At 70.3% G+C, this 18,214-nt stretch carries 18 protein-coding genes; 11 read left to right on the top strand and 7 right to left on the bottom strand.

Features of this window, described 5'->3' with window-relative positions; genetic code table 11:
* Positions 1–64 precede the first annotated feature (64 nt).
* Together ACZ6TI_RS36670 and ACZ6TI_RS36665 are read left to right on the top strand one after the other, a co-directional pair.
* The gene (locus ACZ6TI_RS36670) at positions 65–907 is read left to right on the top strand and encodes an amidohydrolase family protein (RefSeq protein WP_465349829.1); all 843 of its coding nucleotides are present in this window, start codon (positions 65–67) and stop codon (positions 905–907) included.
* Between the two features lie 31 nt (positions 908–938).
* Entirely contained in the window at positions 939–1,703 is a 765-nt protein-coding gene (locus tag ACZ6TI_RS36665; RefSeq protein ID WP_465349828.1) for an SDR family NAD(P)-dependent oxidoreductase, read from the top strand.
* A gap of 22 nt (positions 1,704–1,725) precedes the next feature.
* On the opposite strand, the gene ACZ6TI_RS36660 is transcribed toward ACZ6TI_RS36665, so the two are convergent.
* Positions 1,726–2,871: a thiolase family protein gene (locus ACZ6TI_RS36660; protein WP_465349827.1), complete on the bottom strand. Its 1,146-nt coding sequence runs from the start codon at positions 2,869–2,871 to the stop codon at positions 1,726–1,728.
* 46 nt (positions 2,872–2,917) lie between these two features.
* On the opposite strand from ACZ6TI_RS36660, the gene ACZ6TI_RS36655 reads away from it, so the two are divergent.
* On the top strand, positions 2,918–3,679 hold the full coding sequence (locus ACZ6TI_RS36655; protein WP_465349826.1) for an enoyl-CoA hydratase-related protein: 762 nt from the start codon (positions 2,918–2,920) through the stop codon (positions 3,677–3,679).
* Positions 3,680–3,691: 12 nt separating this feature from the next.
* Here ACZ6TI_RS36655 and ACZ6TI_RS36650 read toward each other — a convergent pair whose 3' ends face one another.
* Entirely contained in the window at positions 3,692–4,588 is an 897-nt protein-coding gene (locus tag ACZ6TI_RS36650; RefSeq protein ID WP_465349825.1) for a TrmB family transcriptional regulator, read from the bottom strand.
* Between the two features lie 71 nt (positions 4,589–4,659).
* Positions 4,660–6,330, bottom strand: coding sequence for a (2,3-dihydroxybenzoyl)adenylate synthase (locus tag ACZ6TI_RS36645; protein WP_465349824.1), 1,671 nt, complete (start codon positions 6,328–6,330; stop codon positions 4,660–4,662).
* A 181-nt stretch (positions 6,331–6,511) separates the two neighbouring features.
* Between ACZ6TI_RS36645 and ACZ6TI_RS36640 the strand changes: the two genes are divergently transcribed.
* The 4 genes from ACZ6TI_RS36640 to ACZ6TI_RS36625 are packed head-to-tail and all read left to right on the top strand — an operon-like array spanning position 6,512 to position 11,112.
* The gene (locus ACZ6TI_RS36640) at positions 6,512–8,074 is read left to right on the top strand and encodes an ATP-binding cassette domain-containing protein (RefSeq protein WP_465349823.1); all 1,563 of its coding nucleotides are present in this window, start codon (positions 6,512–6,514) and stop codon (positions 8,072–8,074) included.
* A gap of 31 nt (positions 8,075–8,105) precedes the next feature.
* On the top strand, positions 8,106–9,110 hold the full coding sequence (locus tag ACZ6TI_RS36635) for an ABC transporter permease (protein WP_465349822.1): 1,005 nt from the start codon (positions 8,106–8,108) through the stop codon (positions 9,108–9,110).
* Positions 9,111–9,160: 50 nt separating this feature from the next.
* Positions 9,161–10,330, top strand: a complete 1,170-nt coding sequence (locus ACZ6TI_RS36630) for a sugar ABC transporter substrate-binding protein (protein ID WP_465349821.1) — start codon at positions 9,161–9,163, stop codon at positions 10,328–10,330.
* Positions 10,327–11,112 (top strand): SDR family NAD(P)-dependent oxidoreductase, encoded by a 786-nt coding sequence (locus ACZ6TI_RS36625; RefSeq protein ID WP_465349820.1) that lies wholly within the window; start codon positions 10,327–10,329, stop codon positions 11,110–11,112. The genes ACZ6TI_RS36630 and ACZ6TI_RS36625 overlap by 4 nt, the downstream gene beginning before the upstream one ends.
* A gap of 32 nt (positions 11,113–11,144) precedes the next feature.
* Here the strand turns inward: ACZ6TI_RS36625 and ACZ6TI_RS36620 are convergent, their stop codons facing one another.
* The 3 genes from ACZ6TI_RS36620 to ACZ6TI_RS36610 form a co-directional block, all read right to left on the bottom strand.
* Entirely contained in the window at positions 11,145–11,291 is a 147-nt protein-coding gene (locus tag ACZ6TI_RS36620; protein WP_465349819.1) for a hypothetical protein, read from the bottom strand.
* 343 nt (positions 11,292–11,634) lie between these two features.
* Positions 11,635–12,960 carry a class I SAM-dependent methyltransferase gene (locus ACZ6TI_RS36615; protein WP_465349818.1) on the bottom strand — a complete coding sequence of 442 codons (1,326 nt, stop codon included), beginning with the start codon at positions 12,958–12,960 and terminating at the stop codon, positions 11,635–11,637.
* Positions 12,957–14,366 carry an FAD-binding oxidoreductase gene (locus ACZ6TI_RS36610; protein ID WP_465349928.1) on the bottom strand — a complete coding sequence of 470 codons (1,410 nt, stop codon included), beginning with the start codon at positions 14,364–14,366 and terminating at the stop codon, positions 12,957–12,959. Before ACZ6TI_RS36610 ends, ACZ6TI_RS36615 begins: the two co-directional genes overlap by 4 nt.
* Positions 14,367–14,439: 73 nt before the next feature.
* Here ACZ6TI_RS36610 and ACZ6TI_RS36605 point away from each other — a divergent pair, with 73 nt between their 5' ends.
* The 4 genes from ACZ6TI_RS36605 (at position 14,440) to ACZ6TI_RS36590 (ending at position 17,684) form a co-directional block, all read left to right on the top strand.
* The gene (locus tag ACZ6TI_RS36605; RefSeq protein ID WP_465349817.1) at positions 14,440–14,661 is read left to right on the top strand and encodes a hypothetical protein; all 222 of its coding nucleotides are present in this window, start codon (positions 14,440–14,442) and stop codon (positions 14,659–14,661) included.
* 7 nt (positions 14,662–14,668) lie between these two features.
* Positions 14,669–15,622, top strand: coding sequence for an SDR family NAD(P)-dependent oxidoreductase (locus ACZ6TI_RS36600; RefSeq protein WP_465349816.1), 954 nt, complete (start codon positions 14,669–14,671; stop codon positions 15,620–15,622).
* 203 nt (positions 15,623–15,825) lie between these two features.
* A complete protein-coding gene (locus tag ACZ6TI_RS36595; RefSeq protein WP_465349815.1) occupies positions 15,826–16,758 on the top strand; it encodes an NAD-dependent epimerase/dehydratase family protein in 933 nt (310 codons plus the stop codon).
* Positions 16,755–17,684 carry an RNA polymerase sigma-70 factor gene (locus tag ACZ6TI_RS36590; RefSeq protein WP_465349814.1) on the top strand — a complete coding sequence of 310 codons (930 nt, stop codon included), beginning with the start codon at positions 16,755–16,757 and terminating at the stop codon, positions 17,682–17,684. Before ACZ6TI_RS36595 ends, ACZ6TI_RS36590 begins: the two co-directional genes overlap by 4 nt.
* Before the next feature lie 9 nt (positions 17,685–17,693).
* Here the strand turns inward: ACZ6TI_RS36590 and ACZ6TI_RS36585 are convergent, their stop codons facing one another.
* Complete coding sequence (locus ACZ6TI_RS36585) at positions 17,694–18,194, bottom strand: MarR family winged helix-turn-helix transcriptional regulator (protein WP_465349813.1); 501 nt, start codon at positions 18,192–18,194, stop codon at positions 17,694–17,696.
* Positions 18,195–18,214 lie beyond the last annotated feature (20 nt).

Genomic DNA, 18,214 nt, shown 5'->3' with positions numbered 1-18,214 from the left:
GACGTTTCGCTATACCGTCCTAGTAGTACCTACCAGGGTAGGTAATTCGAGCGCTGGAGGGGTTATGCGGCGGATCGATCTCCACTGCTATCCGGGCACGCAGGAGTGGGTCGACTCCCAGGGGCCGTTCGCCGAGGCCTTGGCGACGTACTGGAACAAGCCCTGGGTGGGCCGGGCGGAGGACGCCGTCGTGGCCGACGTCCGCGCCGCTGGTCTCGAGGCCGTGCTGGTCGGGTTCGACATCGAGTTCCTGACCGGTGCCAAGCCGTTCACGAACCAGCAACTGGCCGCCATGCGGGCGCGTCATCCGGACGTCTTCATCGGCGCCTGGGGTGCCGTCGACCCGCTGAAGGGTGACGAGGCGATCCGGGAGGCGGAGCGGGCGGCGCGGGAGGACGGCCTGCTCGGGTTCCACTTCCACCCGATCATGGGGCATTTCCGGGTCGACGACACCGCCCATCGCCCCCTCTTCGAATGCATCGACGACCTGGGCCTGCCGGTGATGATCGACGTAGGGACCACGGGCATGGGCGCCGGGCTGCCGGGCGGGCTGGGCGCCAAGATCAGCGACGCCCACCCGATGGCCATCGACAACCTGGCCGCGGAGTTGCCGGGGTTGACGATCATCGCCGCTCATCCCGGCTTCCCGTGGGTGGACGAGATGACCGCGGTCGCGTTGCACAAGGCCAACGTCTACTGGGAGATGTCCGGCTGGGCGCCGAAGTATTTCCCGCAATCCCTGCGGGTCGACATCCGTGCCCGCCTGCAGGACAAGATCATGTTTGGTACGGACCACCCGAGCATTCCGTTCGACCGGATCCTGCGCGAGTGGGACGAACTCGGCTACCGCCAGGAAGTGCTCGACAAGGTGTTCCACGCGAACGCCGAACGAGTGCTGGGCCTGTGACCGGGCCTGCGAGCCAACCCGAGGAGAGATCGTGACCAGTCCTTCCGCGCGTCCCCGCGCCCTCGTCACCGGCTCCGCGAGCGGCATCGGCCGGGCCTGCGCGCTCCGGCTGGCCCGCGCGGGCTACGACGTGACCATCAACTACAGCCGGTCGGCCGATCGCGCCCAGCAGACTCTCGAGGAGCTCCACGCGCTGGGTGGCGAGCACCAGGCCGTGGCCGGCGACGTGTCCGACGACGAGGCGGTGCGCGCCCTGGTCCGTGCCGCCGCCCCGCTCGGAACGCTGCACGCGCTGGTGAACAATGCCGGCACCACCTCCGAGACGGCGCCCGACGATCTGGACGGTCTCGATCTGGACGACTGGGACCGCGTCTTCCGGGTGAACGTGCGCGGCCTGGTGCAGGTGACCCGCGCCGCCGCGCCGGCGCTTCGTGCCACCGGCGGTGCGGTCGTCAACGTCGCCTCGATCGTGGGCCTGCGGCCTGGGCCGCAACCGCTGGCGTACGCCGCGTCCAAGGCCGCGGTGGTCTCCCTAACCCGGACGCTCTCGCGCGTGCTGGCGCCCGAGGTGCGGGTGAACGCGGTCGCGCCGGGATGGATCGCCGGCGAGTGGATGGAACGGACCCTGGGCGACAACTACGACGGATTGATGGAGCGGCGGGCCCGGCAGACCCCGCTGCGGCGCAACGTCGAACTGGCGGACGTCGCCGAGTCGGTGCACGCCCTGCTGGTCTCCCACCCGTTCGTCACCGGCGAAATCGTGGTCGTCGACGGGGGATTCACCGCCACCACCTGACCTCCGCGCCGCGAGGGGGGCGTCACACCCGCTCGACGAGCATCGCCATGCCCTGGCCACCGCCCACGCACAGCGTCGCGATGCCGCGCCGGCCGCCGTTCGCCTCCAGGCCGTTTACCAGCGTCCCCACCAGGCGCAGGCCGGTCATCCCGAACGGATGCCCCAGGGCCAGCGCGCCACCGTGCGGGTTCAACTGGCCGTCGACGTCGATGCCGGTCTCGCGGCTGACCGCGAGCACCTGGCTGGCGAAGGCTTCGTTCAGTTCCACCTGGTCGATGTCGTCCATGGTGAGTTTGGTGCGCGCGAGCAGCGTCCGGATCGCCTCGATGGGGCCGACGCCCATCATCGCCGGGTCGATGCCGGACACGGCGCTCGCCACGATGCGCGCCCGCACCGGTAGCCCGTGCTGCTCGGCGAAGTCCTCGTCGGCCAGGATGGCGGCGACTGCGCCGTCGTTGAGCGGGCAGGAGTTCCCCGCGGTGATCACGCCGTCGTCGCGGAACACCGGCCGCAACTGCGCGAGCCGTTCGAGGGAGGTGCCCGGTCGCGGGCCGTCGTCCGCGGCGACCACGCCGGCCGGCGTATCCACCGGAAGGATCTCCCGAGCGTGGAAGCCGGCCGCGGCCGCCGCGACCGCGCGCTGGTGGCTGCGGACGGCGAAGGCGTCCATCTCCTCGCGGCCGACGCCGAACCGGGCGGCCACGTTCTCGGCGGTGATCCCCATCGGCACATAGACATCCGGCAGCGGGCCGCCGGCGGACAGGGCCGGATGCCGGTGCTCGTCGGTCAGAGTCCGGCCCACCTGGCTGACCGACTCCACGCCGGACACCAGGTAGGCCAGCGCCTCCCCGGTCATGATGGCGTGGGCGGCCACCCGGGTCGCTTGCATGCTGGAGGCGCAGAACCGGGTGACGGTCGACCCCGGCAGGCCCACCGGGAGCCCGGCGAGCAGACCGGCCCGCCGGGCCAGGTTGTAGCCCTGCTTCCCTTCCGGGTACCCCGTTCCGAGAACGTGATCGTCAATCATCGACGGGTCGACCCCGGCGCTCCGCACCGCCCGCGCGATCACACCGGCGACCAGGTCGTCCGGCCGGACCTCGCGCAGGGAGCCCTTGCCGGCCCGACCGATCGGTGTCCGCACCACGGAGCACAAGACCACAGACTTCATGCATCGATAGTACCTACTCAAGTAGGTATTAGGATACGGTCGGCCCATGACAACCCTGGTGGAGTTGACGATGGCGGGCCCGGCCGTGGCGCAGGTGACCTTGAACGACCCGGATCGGCGCAACGTGCTGTCGACGGCGATGGTGGACGGGCTGTCCACCGCCCTGGACGATGCCGAGGCCGACGAGTCGGTCACCGCGGTGGTGATCGCCGCTCGCGGTCCAGCGTTCTGCGCGGGCGCTCAGCTCGACACCCTGCTCAGCGCGGCGGACGGTGACTTCGGTCCGGTGGCGGCAGTGTATGAGGGTTTCCTGCGGGTGCTGCGGTCGCCGCTGCTGACCGCCGCCGCGGTCGACGGCGCCGCGGTGGGCGCCGGCTTCAACCTCGCGCTCGCCTGCGACCTGCGCTTCGCCGGCCCGCGGGCGCGTTTCGAGAGCCGGTTCGCCCAGTTGCGCCTGCATCCCGGCGGGGGACATCTCTGGTTGTTGCGGCGGGCCGTCGGCTATCAGCGAGCGGCCGCGGCGTGCCTGCTCTCCGAGGCGTGGGATGCCGAGTCCGCCCTGCGCGACGGGCTGGTGCTCGCGGTGGACGACACGCCCGCGGCCGCCGCGGCGCGACGGCTCGCGCGGCTCGCCGGGGTCGAGCGCGACCTGGCCCGCCGCATGGTGGCCTCGCTGCGGGCGGAGGACGAGCTGAGCGCCCATGGCGAGGCGCTGCGGTTGGAGACAGAGGCGCAGCGCTGGTCGACCACGCTGCCCGGCTTCGTCACCGGGGTCGAGGCGATGCGGGCGAGCATCGCGGGCCGCTGAGACTCCGCTCGATCAGCCCGTCCGCAGCTTCTCGGCCCGGGTGCGAGCGCGTGCCGGAGCCGCCTCCGCGGCGGTGGCCGGGTCCTGCCGATAGCTCTCCAGCAACTGCAGCCCCGGTCCGTACGCCTGCACTAGCTGCGGCCCGAAGTCGGCAAAGATCTGCTGCAGGTCGATGTCGTGCCGGATGAAGCCTTTCACCGCCGCGATGACCGGCGCGCTCGACGTGCGGATGCCATGCCATTCAATGCCGTCCGCGGCGATGGCGTTGACCGTCTCGCGCGAGTCGACCACGAGCGCGACATGACGCGCCTGGTGATGCCGGAAGATCGCGCCGTCGGTGGAGGCGTGCCGGAACACCCGGGCGCCGGCGATGTCGAACTTGCCTCGCCCGAAGGCCAGGATCACGATGTCGACCTGGCGTGCGACGGCCTGCTCGACGGCGGGCCGCAGCAGGGACAGCTCGTCGGCGCTGGTCGAGAGATAGATCCGGCGGGTCGCGCCGGCCAGCGCGTCCCCGGCGGCGACGAGCACGGACTGAACGCCTTCCAGCCGTTCCACATACTCCAGGTCGCGGGGCAGTTCGGCCGACGCCATGGCCCGGACCGAGGCCTTCGCCTCCTCGAGCCGGCGGTCGAAGGTGTCCTCGAGGCGGCGCAGGAGCGCATCCGGCGGGATGGCGCTGAACAGCGTCGGATCGCCGGCGATCTCGCTGACCACTCCGCGCGCGACCAGCTTGCGCAGTGTTTCGTACACCTTGGGCTGGGGGACACCGGTGGTCTTGGACACCCGGTATCCGGTCTGCGGCTGGGCGCTCATCAGGCCGACGTAACACTTGGCTTCATATTGGGTGAAGCCGAGCTCCAGAAGCGCCTGGATGAGGGCGTTGGGTGCGCCGTCCGAGTTCGTCATGCTGCTCGCTATCGTTCGGGCCCGTCTCCCGGGGATCGGCCAACAGGTGCGATCCCGAGTTAGTGTACTACTCAGGTAGGTAGTTCATCGGCCAACCGGGCGCGTAGCTGTGCCACGAGGTCCTTTTTGGAGACCTTGCCCACCGGCGAGAGCGGGAACGCGTCGTGGATCCGCAGGTGCTCGGGCAGCTTGTGCTTGGCCAGCTCGTAGGTGGTCAGATGGGCGATCAGGTCCGCGAGCGTCAGCCGTGCGCCCGGCCGGAGAATGACGCAGGCGCACATCTGCTCGCCCAGCACCTCGTGATCGACCGGGACGCAGGCGACGTTCAGCACGGCGGGGTGGGTGAGGATCAGGTTCTCGACCTCTTCCGCCGAGATCTTCTCCCCGCCCCGGTTGATCAGGTCCTTCGTCCTGCCCGCCACGACGTAGTTGCCGGACGGGTGGCGCCACATGAGATCTCCGGACATGTAGAACCCGTCCGGCGAGAAGGCTCGTGCGTTGTGCTCCGGCGCGTTGTAGTAACCGCGCAGCGTGTAGGGCCCGCGCGCCCACAGCTCGCCGACCTCGCCGTCGGGAACGTCACGACCGTCGGCGTCGACCAGGCGAACCTCGTCGTCGGCGCAGATGGGCCGCCCGACGGTCTCCATCCGCACCTCTTCCGGGTCGTCGAGCCGCACGAACATGAGCAGCCCCTCGGCCATGCCGAAGTTCTCCTGCACGGTCGCGTTCGCGAAGACCCGCTGCGCTCCGCGCCGGGTCTCCGGTTGCAGCCGCTGACCGCCGCTCTGGATGACCCGCATCGAGCCGAGGCCGGCGCCGGTGGCCGCCGGGTCGTTGATCAGCTTGATCAGCAGGGCCGGCACCACGTGCATGTGGGTGCACCGGTCGCGCTGGATGCGGGCGAACACGTCGGCGGTGCGGGTGGAGGTGGATAACGCCACGGTGGCTCCGGCGAACAGGAAGCCCTGCAGTCCCGGGCAGGCGAGCGGGAGGTTGTGCGAGATCGGTAGCACGTCCAGCAGGACGTCGCCAGGGCGGACGTCGCAGACCGACACGGCGAGGTGCGAGTTGAACGCGTAATCGTTGTGGCTGCGCGGGATCAGCTTGGGAATGCCGGTCGTGCCGCCGGAGAGCTGGAAGACCGCGGGGTCCTCCGGATCGATGCCGGCGCGCAGGTCGATGAGGTCCCGCGGAGCGGCGATCGGCGATCGGGCCATCAGCTCGGCGAGGTCGAGGCGTCGCTTGTCGCCCGTGGTGTCGCCGGCGCCGAGGGCGATGTGCCATCGCAGCGACGGCTGGTCCGCCGCGACCCGGTCGAAGATCTTGGTGAAGTCGGCGTCCTTCGCGCGTGCCGTCGAGGCCAGGGCGACCGCACCGGAGAGCCGCACGAACTGCTCGACCTCACGGAAGCGGTGCGACGGCAGCGCCATGATCGGTATCGCGCCGATGCGTTGGAGCGCGACATAGAGGCAGACGAAGGCATTGGTGTTGGGAAGCTGGACCACCACCCGGTCGCGCGGGCCCAGGCCGATGTCGACGAGGACGCCGGCCAGCCTGGTCGATCGCCGCGCCAGCTCGGCGTAGGTCCAGCTCTCCTGATCGTCGACGACCGCCACCCGGTCGCCGAACGCGTCGAAGGCGTCCTCCCAGTGCTCGATCAGGAGCCGGTCGTCCCAGTAGCCCCGTGCTCGATAGCGCGCGGCGAACTCCTCGGGGAACGGGCTCACTCCGGCCAGACGCACGGGCTCTTCCTTCCTGCGGCTACCTACGTCAGTAGGTATTACGGACGCTAGCTGCTCGGTCAGACCGCAGTCAAGCAGCGGACTCGGCCCAATCGACCCTTGTGCTACCTACCTCGGTAGGTGTTACGGTCCTGTGACGCCGAAGTGACCGGTGAATGGTCGAGACCGCCGAGGAGGGCACGTGAACGATCGTCGCGAGATCCTCGAACCGCTCATCGCGGACACCACTCCGGCGACGCCGCGGCTCGCGCTCGCGCAGGCGTCCAAGACGTACGGGCCCAGCCGGGTGCTCACCGAGGTGGGCCTGGAACTGGAGCCCGGAGAGATCCACGCCCTGGTCGGCCAGAACGGCTCGGGCAAGTCCACGCTCGTCCGGATCCTCTCCGGGGTGATCGCCCCCGACCCGGGCGCCCGGCTGCGGGTCGACGGCGAGATGCTCGACCTGCCTACCAGGCCGGCCCAGCTCAACCGGCACGGACTGTCCTTCGTGCACCAGGACCTCGGCCTGATCGAGGACGCCACCGTCGTGGAGAACATCCGGATGGGACGCCTGCGCCGGCACCGCCTCACCCGCCGGATCGACTGGCGCACCGAGGTGGCCGAGGCGGCGGCCACCCTGCGGCGGCTGAGATCGGCGATCGATCCCCGAGCGCGCCTCGGCGACCTGCGTCCCGGCCAGCGCGCGCTGGTCGCCATCGCCCGCGCGCTGCAGAGCCACGCCTCCGGGCGCGGCTGCATCGTCTTCGACGAGTCAACCCAGTCGCTTCCGCGCGCGTCGCTGCCGGAGTTCTACGAGGTCGTCAAGGCCCTCGCCGCCGAAGGAACCTCGGTCCTGGTGGTAAGCCACCGCCTCGACGAGGTGCTGCTGCTGGCCGACCGGGTCACCGTGCTCCAGGACGGGTACGCCCGCGCGTCCGGTGTGGAGACCGGCGGCCTGACAGAGGCGGCCCTGGCCCGTCTGCTGCTCGGCCGCGAGGTGGAACTCGCCGACCTGCCCGCCCAGACGCGCGCGCCGGGCACCGAGCGGCCGGCGTTGACCGCCCGCGGCCTGCGCGGCGGCGCCCTGACCGGCCTCGACCTCGACCTGCGGCCCGGACAGGTGCTGGGCGTGACCGGCGCGACCGACGCCGGCCACGAGATCCTCGCCGCCGCGCTCGCCGGCGCCCGGTCCGACATGACCGGTACGGTCCGTGCCGGCGAGCGAGACAACACGCTCGACCTCGCCCGCAGCACCGTGCCCGAGCACATCGCCGCCGGCCTCGCCTACGTGCCCGAGCAGCGGACCCAGGAAGGCCTGGCGCTGGCCATGACGGCCCTGGAGAACGTCACCCTGCCCCGGCTGCGGCGGCACGCGAACCCGTTCCTGATCGGCAAGGGCTGGCAACGCCGGGAGTTCGCCGAGATCGTCGACCTGCTCGGGATCACGCCGCCGGCCCCGGACCTGCCCGCGGCCTCGTTCAGCGGCGGGAACCAGCAGAAACTCCTGCTCGGCAAGTGGCTGCTCAACCAGCCCGAGGTGCTCCTGCTGCACGAGCCCACGCAGGCGGTCGACGTCGGCGCGCGAGTGGACATCCTGCGCGCGGTCCGGGCGGCCGCCGACGCCGGCGCCGCGGTCCTGATCTGTTCTGTCGAAGCCACCGACCTCGCCTACGTCTGCGACGACGTCCTCGTGCTGCGGGACGGCCGGGAACACCGCCGGCTGACCGGACGGTTCACCGCCGCCGACATCCTCGACTCCCTCTGACCGCCGCGCCGACGTCAGGAGACCGACCACCATGACCGCGACCGCAACGGAACCGCCGCCCACGACCGGGACGCGAACTCGGCCGTCGCTCGCGGCACGGATCCAGCCGAGCAGGTTCTCCGTCATCGCGGTGTGGGCGGCACTGGCCGTCTGCTACGCCGTGCTCGTCCCCGACCTGTTTCCGACCCCGGGTACCTTCCGGGCCATCTTCGGATCCCAGCAGGCGCTGGTGTTCCTGTGCATGGCGCTGATCTGCACCTTCGTCGTCGGCGAGTTCGACCTCTCGTTCGCCTCCAACCTGGGCCTCGCCGCCACGGTCGTGCCCGTGCTGGTCGTCCTGCACGGGCAGAACATCTGGTTCGCCTGCGTCGCGGCCGTCCTGGCCGCGGTCGCGGTCGGAGCGGCGAACGGGTTCGTCGTCGTCTTCCTCGGCATCGACCCGATCGTCACCACCCTCGGCATGGGCACCCTCGTGCTGGGCATCGCCCTGAAGGTCGAGAACCTCACCGCGGTCAGCGGGCTGTCCACCGAATTCGCCAAGCTCTCCAACTACCCCGTGCTCGGACTGCCCATCTCCTTCTACTACGGCGTGATCCTCACCCTCGCCCTCGCTTACGTGCTGGCGTTCACCCCGCTGGGCCGCAACATGCGCTTCGTCGGCGCCAACCCCGAGGTGGCCCGCCTGGCCGGCATCAACGTACGCCGGATCCGCTTCGGCGCCTTCGTCGTCTCCGGTCTCATCTGCGGGGTCGGCGGCGTCCTGCTCGCCTCCACGGTCGGCGGCTACGACGCCAGCCAGTCCCAGCTCTACCTGCTGCCGGCGTTCTCCGCCACGTTCCTGGGCACCGCGATAATCCAGCCGGGACGGTTCAACCCACTGGGGTCGTGGGTGGCCATCTACTTCCTGGTCACCGGCATCGTCGGCCTCCAGCTCCTCGGGTACGTCGGCTGGATCAGCCAGGTCTTCTACGGCGCCGCTCTGGTGCTGTCCGTAACCGTCTCCACGCTCGTGCGCCGCCGCGCCCAGCGCCCCTGAGGCGCACGCCCCCGCACTGAGCATCGACGTCAGATCCGGAAGGAAACCTCATGAGCACCACCGGCCCAAATCGCGCCACCATACTGGCGATCGCGGTGTCGACGACACTCCTCCTGAGCGCCTGCCAGGAGGCGACGAAGTCGTCCGGCGCCGTGACGAGCCCCGAACAGGTCAACGCGGCCAAGCAGGTCGTCGACACCTATGCGAAGACCGGAGCGCCGGTCAGCATCGACTTCCCACCGGTCACCCAGGCCGCCGCGCAGCTACGCGGCAAGCGGATCTTCTACATCCCGATCCTGACCGCACCGCCGCTGTTCCAGACGCAGGCCAATCTGCTGAAGAAGGCGGCCGGCACCCTCGGTTTGTCGATCACCGTCTGCAACGGGAACTCCAATCCCGCCGACATCACGAGCTGTTTCAACCAGGCCACGTCGTCGGGCGCCGCCGGCATCATCACCGACTCGATCCCGCCCAAGCTGGCCCCGCAGGCGTACCAGAGCGTCGTGGATCGGAAGGTCCCCACCGTCGCGCTGAACATCAACCAGGAGGTGCCCGAGCAGTACGCGGCCGCGGTCAGCGCCTTCGACCGCCAGGAGGTCCTGCAGAGCGCGATCACCGCCGACCAGATCATCGCCGACTCCGGCGGGGACGCGAAGGTGTTGCTGATCGCGGTCAACGACAGCGAGGCCACGACGAACTCGGTGGTCAAGGGCATCGAGCCGGAGTTCGCGAAGAACTGCCCCCGCTGCGAGCTGTACAAGCTGGAGATCAACAGCAGCCAGTTCGGCAACGTGCCGTCGCTGGTCTCCACGGGTCTGGTGCAGCACCCGGACGTCGACTACGTGTACGCGCAGTTCGACGTCGTCGCCCAGGGCGCGATCCAGGGCGTGACGCAGCAGCAGAAGGCCGGCCAGGTCAAGATCGTGTCGGTCAACGGCACGCTGGGCGCCTTGCAGGGCATCCGATCCGGCGCCATGTTCGCCGACACCGGCGGCGACATCAACTACGAGGCGTGGGCCTCGGTCGACATGCTCGTTCGTCAGATGCTCGGCCTGGACCCGATGGCGGACCAGCACGGCGAGAAGATCCCGCTGCGCACCTACACCAAGAAGTCCATCGCCGACATCCAGGTGGACAGCGCCGCGTACGAGTCCGGCGCGTGGTTCGGCGACCCCACGGTCTACGAGGACGCCTTCAAGAAGCTGTGGGGTGTCTCGTGACCGGGCCACTGAGCGGACGCGTCGCGATCGTCACGGGAGCCGCACGCGGGCTGGGGCGCTCGATCGCCCAGACGCTGGCAGATGACGGCGCGGCGGTCGCGGTGGCGGACATCGACACCTCCGCTGCGAAGGCGACGGCCGAAGACCTCCGGCTCTCCGGCGCACAGGCCGTCGCGTACGAGCACGACGTCCGGTCCGAACTGTCGAGCCACGACCTCGCGGGCCGGGTGCGCGCCGACCTCGGCGAGATCGGCATCCTCGTCAACAACGCCGGCGTGGGCCCGAACCCGGCGCCGTTCCACGAGCTCACGGAGGCGGAATGGGACAGGGTGATGGACATCAACGCCAAGGGCGTCTTCCTGACGACCAAGGCGGTCGCACCCACGATGATCGCCCGGCGGTACGGGCGCATCGTCCACATCTCGTCGGTGGTCGCCAAGCGGGCGTCGCCCAACATCCTGCCGTACGCCGCCTCCAAGTGGGCAGTCGTGGGCATGACGCAGACGATGGCGCGGGAACTGGCCGCCTTCGATGTCACCGTCAACGCGGTGTGCCCCGGCGTGATCCGGACCGACCTGCACGAGGGCGTGGTCTCGAGGATGTCCGCGATGGCGGGCAAGGACCAGGATGCGGTCTGGCAGACGTTCTACGACCGCATCGCGCTGGGCCGCCTCCAGGATCCCGAGGACATCGCGGCGATGGTCGCCTTCCTCGCCTCCGACAAGGCCCGCAACATCACCGGGTCAGCGTTCAACGTCAACGGGGGCATGGAGTTCAACTGACCCGGCGCCGATCCGCACGGTTCGGAAAGTTGTCACCCCGCGGTATTCGGTTGCAGCCTGCTCATCAGCTCAGTGGCAATGGTCCGGGCGCGTCGCAGACGGTTCTGCTCGCCTTCCAGACCGGCGCGTGCCATCGAGCCTTCGAGCAGGAATGAAAGGTGCTCGGCTGTCGTCTCCACCTGTTCCGGGGTGGTCGGCGCCGAGGCTCTGAGCCGCTGGCATCGCCCCGGCGGAAGCGTGCCGCCGGAGCGCCACGGACACCGGGCCAGCCGCTGTCGCCCTCGCCTCTGCGCGGATCCGCCGTACGAAGATCCTCAACGGAAAGATCAACGAATACTCGCAGGCAGCGTAGCCCGAACCGCAATTTCGAGTGGTACATCGCCGAACGCGCCAAGCCCCTGAAAGATCGCGGGGGCCGGGCGCGATCGCACCGAGCAGAAGATCATCGCCGGCTGACCGCGGGGCGGGGTCCGCGTGCCGGTGCGGCGCGGCGGACCCACCACCGCCCATGGCGTACGCCGGCTACGCCACCCAGTCCGGCCGCAGCGGAAAGTCGTCGGACGACGCCGTCGTCCGGGAGGCCAGGACCTGGTGCAACTGCAGGTCGTTGGTGTCGAATCCCAGCCGGGCGGCGGCCATGTAGAGCCCCCACACCCGCGCGGTGCCCGGCCCGACCTCGGCCACGCAGTCGTCCCAGCGGTCCATCAGGTTGCGGGTCCAGGCGGCCAGCGTCAGGGAGTAGTGCCGGCGCAGATTCTCCGAGTGCTGTACCTCCAGCCCCGCGTCGTGCGCCTCGCTGATCACCCGACCGGGGCCCGCCAGCTCGGCGTCGGGGAAGACATAACGCTCGATGAACGGCCCGAACCGGTGCCGCGCCCGGTTGTTCGACCGGGTGATCGTGTGGTTCAGCAGCCGGCCCCCGGGGCACAGCCGGTCCCGCAGCGCGGCGAAGTAGCGGGGGTAGTTGGCCACCCCGATGTGCTCGGTCAGGCCGATCGAGCTGACCGCGTCGAACCGCCCGCTCGGGGTGTCCCGGTAGTCCATGCACCGGACCTCGGCCAGCTCCGTCAGTCCCTCTCGCTCGATGGCCTCCCCGGCCCACTGTGCCTGCTGGCGGGACAGGGTCACGCCGAGCACCCGCACCCCGTACTTCCCGGCGGCGTGCCGGACCATGCCGCCCCAGCCGCAGCCGACGTCCAGCAGCCGCATTCCCGGCCGCAGCGCCAGCTTGGTGGCGACCAGGTCGTACTTGGCCGTCTGGGCCTGCTCCAGGGTGTCGCCCGGGTCGCGGTACACCGCGCAGGTGTAGGTCATCGTCGGGCCCAGCACCAGCTCGTAGAAGGCGTTGGACACGTCGTAGTGGTACTGGATCGCGTCGGAGTCCCGGTCCCGCGAGTGGCGCAGTCCCCGCACCGCCCGCCGCCAGGGCGGCACCGTCTCCTGCGGCGGCGGGGCCGGCGGCATCAACCGTTCCCAACCCAGGCCGCGCGCCAGCGCCACCGCGGCCCGTGGCGACGGCACCCGCGGGTGCAGGCCGGCCTTGACCTGGCGCAGGGCGTCGTACGGATCCGCCGGGTGGACACCGGGCAGTTCGAGGTCGCCGGCCACGTACGCCCGGGCCAGGCCCAGCTCGCCCGGCGCGGTGATCAGGTACGACAGCCCGCGCTCGGAGGCGATGTGCACGGTGGCGGGGGAGTCGGCGGGCCCGGTGGCGCTGCCGTCGTACCCGGTGATCCGGATCGTCGAGCTCTCGCTGGTGACCTCCCGCACCACGTCGGCCACGGTGGGCACCGCGCGGCCGTACGGGGGACGGGGAGAGGGGATGGGTTTCCGATTCGTCAGGCTCATTGCCGTCGCACCACCTTGTCGTATACGTCGGTCAACCGGGAATCGGGGTCGTAGCGCCGCTTCGCGGCCCGGTAGGCGTCGCCGCCGTACAACTGGTCGAAGGTCTCCCGGTCGTAGAACGCGTCCGAATAGAGGGTCTTGTGCCCCTCCAAGTCGGCGACCCACCGTTCGATGGCGCGGTTCACGTCGCCGTCGCGGGCACCGGGGAGGATCTCCGCCGTGCCCCAGAAGCCGGCGTTGACGTACGACCGCCCCGGCTCCAGCGGGTAGAGCGGCCAACGGCGGGCGGAGCCCGGGCCGGCGGGCTCGCGCGGCCGCAGCGGGCACAGCCAGACCGGGGACATCCGCACCCGCTCGGCGAACCAGCGCAGGAACTCCGCCGTCCGCTCGGTGGGCAGCTCCACGTCCTGCACCACCCGCTCCCTCACGGGATTGCCGCGCCAGCGGTCGATCCGGGCCGCCACCTGATGGCGTTCCTCCAGCCGCAGCAGGCGGTGGTACACGTCGCTGCGCCGGTACCGGGCCGGCCACAGCCGGCGCAGCGCGGGGTGCTGGGCGCCGAACGCCCGCGACACCCAGAACCAGTCGGTGTCCCAGCGCCAAAGATAGTCGTACGTGGAGAGCAGGTCGGTGCGGCGCTCCCGCAGTGACCGGTAGTAGATCGCCTGCCCCGTGTAGTCGCTGGTCGCACCGGGGGAGTCGGTAAACTCGCCGAGCACCAGGTACGCCTCCTGTGGCGCGAACATCACCCCGTCCATCGCGTCGACCGGGCGGCCGTCCCAGGCACCCGTGGCGATCACCTCGTCCACCGCCGCCATCATCGCGTCGAGGTCGCGGAACGGCACGTTGCGCAACGCGACCCGGGCCCGGACCGGTTGCAGCGCGATCCGCAGGCGGGTGGCGTAGCCGAGGCTGCCCTGGGAGTTGGGGAACGCGGCGAACAGGTCGGCGTGCTCGCCGGAGGGCCGGGCGGTGACCAGCTCGCCGGCTCCGGTGAAGATGTCCAGTTCGGACACGGACTCGTGCGGCATACCGTGCCGGAAGGAGGTCGACTCGATGCCCAGCCCGGTGACCGCCCCGCCCAGCGTGATGGTCCGCAACTGCGGCACCACCAGCGGCATCAGGCCGTGCGGCAGGGTCGCGTCGACCAGCCGCTCATACGTGCACATCCCCTGCACGTCGGCGGTCGACCCGTCCGGGTCGATGCTGAGCACGCCGTCGAGCCGGGCCACGTCCAACCCGACCGTGGCCGGCCCGGACCGGCGCTGCCGGAAGAGGTTGGAGGTCCGCTTGGCCAGCCGCACCGGGCGCCCGGCCGGGACCGCCGCATACGACTCCCGGAGGGCCTCGACCGCGCGCGCGTGACCGCCCGGTTGCGAGCGGGCGGGGGACGGCCTGGACCGGATCTCCACCCGTCGCACCTTACCCGCAGGTAGAGGCGTCAGGCCGACCCCTTTCCCGTCGAAGGCGGTCCTGAACATGATCACCATCCGGTACGCGCATGCGCTCCCGGAGACCAAGTTCAACATCGCCACCCCCGGAGAGGTCGCCCACCGCAAGTTCGCCGCTACCGACATGAACCATCACACCGGCCGGCTGACCGTCACCGAGGGCACCGACTCGATCATCGGGCTCGCGATTCTCGGCCCCGACGGACCGACCGGCATCTTCGTCGACCGCCCGGGACCCGTCGCCTGGTGACCGGCGCGTGGCACAGGTCACGCGGACGCACTGTCACAGCGGTCGGACCGCCGCCATCTCATGTTCAACAGCCAACCACCAACGAAAGGACGACATCATGAGCAAGGTCTGGTTCATCACCGGTTCGTCGCGCGGCCTGGGCCGCAACTTCGTCGAGGCCGCTCTGTCCCGCGGCGACCGGGTGGCCGCGACCGCCCGCAACACGGCAAGCTTCGACGACCTCGTCGCCACGTACGGCGACGCGGTACTTCCGCTTGAAATGGACGTGACCGACAAGGCCGCCGTCTTCGAAAGCGTGAAGCGGGCCAGGGAGCACTTCGGTCGCCTCGATGTCGTCGTCAACAACGCCGGCTACGCTCAGGTCGGCGCGATCGAGGAACTGTCCGAACAGGAGCTGCGCGACCAGTTCGAGACCAACGTGTTCGGCGCCGTGTGGGTGATTCAGGCAGCGCTGCCCCACCTGCGGGAGCAGGGCTCGGGGCACTTCGTCCAGCTATCCTCGGTCGCCGGCCTGATCGCGATGCCGCTCGGCGGCGCGTATCACATCTCCAAGTGGGGCGTCGAAGCGCTCAACGAAACGCTCGCACGTGAAGTCGCCGAGTTCGGCATCAAGGTGACCGTGATCGAGCCCGCCGGCTTCGCCACCAGAAAGGGCAAGAACCCGAACCCGCTCGACAACGGCCACATGGCCCAGCTCAACCCAGCCTACGACGGTCTGCGCCAGCGCCTCGGCCAGATGGCCGGCAGCAAGCCCGCCGGTGACCCGGTCGCCGCGGCCCAGACACTGCTCAAGATTGTCGACTCGGACCAGCCGCCGCTGCGGGTGCTCTTCGGCCAGGGCTTCCACCAGATGATCGAGCAGGTCTACGCCGAGCGGCTCACGACCTGGGCCGACGGGCAGGACCTCTCGATCGAGGCGCACGGGACCCTCGACCAAGCGACCGCGAACCCGCAGGACTGAGAACAGCGTTCGCCGGCAATACCGACGGCCACTCTGCCCGACCGGCCGTCGGGAGCCCCGACCGGCCCGAACCCGCGGCGTACCGCCGGCGATTCCGCCTCGCCGCCACGTAGACCAGCGCTTTTGCCGCCCATGTCACAGGCCGACGTGCTGTCTCGTCTCGGGTCGCAGAGACAGGATGTTGATCTGGAAGGGTGATGATCATGCGGGTGTTCGTGGCGGGCGGTAGCGGGGTTGTGGGGCGGCGGCTGGTGCCGCTGCTGGTGGCTCGGGGGCATCAGGTGACGGCTACGACGACGAGCGCGGCGAAGTTGGCCATGCTGGAGGAGTTGGGCGCGGACGGCGTCGTGATGGACGGGCTGGACGCGGCGTCGGTCGGTGAGGCGGTGGCCAGGGCTCAGCCGGACGTGATCGTGCATCAGATGACCGCGATTGCCGTGGGGCACGCGGGCAAGGCCGACATGAAGCACATGGATCGGTGGTTCGCCGGCACCAACCGGCTGCGCGCCGAGGGGACGGACCATCTGATGGCCGCCGCCGAGGCGACCGGCGTGACCCACGTCATCGCGCAGAGCTACGGCGGCTGGAACGGCGTCCGCGAGGGCGGTTGGGTGAAGACCGAGCAGGACGGGCTGGACCTGATGAGGGGGACGCCGGCGGAGCCTGGCATGGCGGCGATCGGCCACGTCGAGGACGTGGTCCTCAAGGCCGGCGGCGGGGTTCTTCGCTACGGCTGGTTCTACGGGCCGGAAACCATCGAGGACCTGGCCGGCCCGGTACGCAAGCGGCAGTTCCCGATCGTCGGGAGCGGCGCCGGCCACTGCTCGTTCGTGCATCTGGACGACGCGGCGAGCGCCACGGTGCTGGCGGTGGAGCAGAAGGCGAAGGGCGTGTTCAACATCGTCGACGACGAGCCGGCTCCGGCCAACGAATGGCTGCCTTACCTGGCCGCGTGTGTGGGGGCGAAACGGCCCATGCGGGTTCCGGTCTGGCTGGCCCGGCCGTTGGCCGGGGCGGCGGCGGTGATGTTGATGACCGAGGGACGCGGTTTCAGCAACGCCAAGGCCAAGCGGGAGCTGGGCTGGGAGCTGAGCTACCCGTCGTGGCGGCAGGGCTTCGAGAAGGAGTTGGCGTGAGTCAGGCGGAGGAGTTCCAGCAGCTGCGGCCGCTGCTGTTCTCGATCGCGTACCGGATTCTGGGCAGTGTGAGCGAGGCGGAGGACGCGGTTCAGGAGACCTGGCTGCGCTATGCGGCATCCTCGACACGGCCCGCCTCGACGAAGGCGTTCCTGTCGGCGGTGGTTACCCGGGTCTCGATCGACGTGCTGCGTTCGGCGCGGGTGCGGCGCGAGGAGTACGTCGGGCCGTGGTTCCCCGAGCCGCTGCTGACCGATCCCTACCAGGACCCCGAGCGGTCGGCGGAGCTGGCCGACTCGGTGTCGATGGCGGCCCTGCTGCTGCTGGAGCGGCTGAGCCCGCTGGAGCGGGCGGTGTTCGTGCTGCGGGAGGTGTTCGGGTTCGGCTTCGGTGAGGTCGCGTCGGCCGTGGGACGGTCGGAGGCGGCGTGCCGCCAGCTCGTGGTGCGGGCGCGCCGCCACATGGACGCGGGCCGGCCCCGGTTCTCCGCCGACCGGCGTGAACGCGAGGAACTCGCCGAGCGTTTCTTCGACGCGTTCCGGGAGGGCGACGTCGACGGGCTGGCCGAACTGCTGGCCGCCGACGTTCACCTGGTCTCCGACAGCGGGGGCAAGGCCCCGCTGTGGGGCAAGGGTGTGATCGCCGGAGCCGGCAACGTGACCAGGTTGCTTACCGCGCTCATCGGGCCGTTCGGCCGTATCGGCGGCGTTGTGGAGCCGCACCAGGTCAACGGCCAGCCGGGCGCGATCCTCCGCGACCGCGATGGCAAGGTCGTCAACACCTTGGTGCTCGACATCCTCGACGGACAGATCCAGGCGATCCGCACGGTGCTCAACCCCGACAAGCTCACCCACGTAGGTCCGGTGGCCGACGCTTGGACCGTCCTCCGCGAAACGACCCAGGCCCAGCGCGACCACACGGACTGATCGCGCTGGTCAGGTGGTTGACGGGCCGGTGCCGGCGGTGAGGGTGCGAGTCGCGGTGAGTCCGGCGTCGGTGGTCCTGCGGAGGAAGTCGGCGAGCAGTTCGAGCTGCTGCTCGTCGTAGTCGGCGCAGATCGAGTCCATCGCCGAGTTCATGCCGGCGAACAGGTGGTACATCTCGCTGCCGCGGTCGGGCAGGGCCCGGACGGTGACCGCGCGCCGGTCGGCGGGGTCGCGTTCGCGGGCGATCCAGCCGGCGTTTTCGAGCCGGTCGAGGATTCCGGTCATGGTGGCCGGGTGCAGCCCGGCCTGGCGGGCGAGGTTGCTGGGGCTCAGCGGCCCGTGCCGGTTGATGAGATCGAGGCAGTCCATGTCGGTGTCCTTGATGGCGAGTTGGACGCCGACCTGGCGGTTGAGCGTCGACAGCTGGTTGTGCAGGTCGCGCAGGGCGTCCTTGATCTGGGTGGTGAGTTGCCTGCGGGCGCGTCCGCTCCCAGATGTTACGTGACTCATATTGTTTGATCCCCAAAGCT

It is taken from the genome of Actinoplanes sp. NPDC051388 (assembly GCF_055586225.1).
Note: the sequence above shows the minus strand (reverse complement) of the source record. Positions and strands in the feature narration are given on the sequence as shown.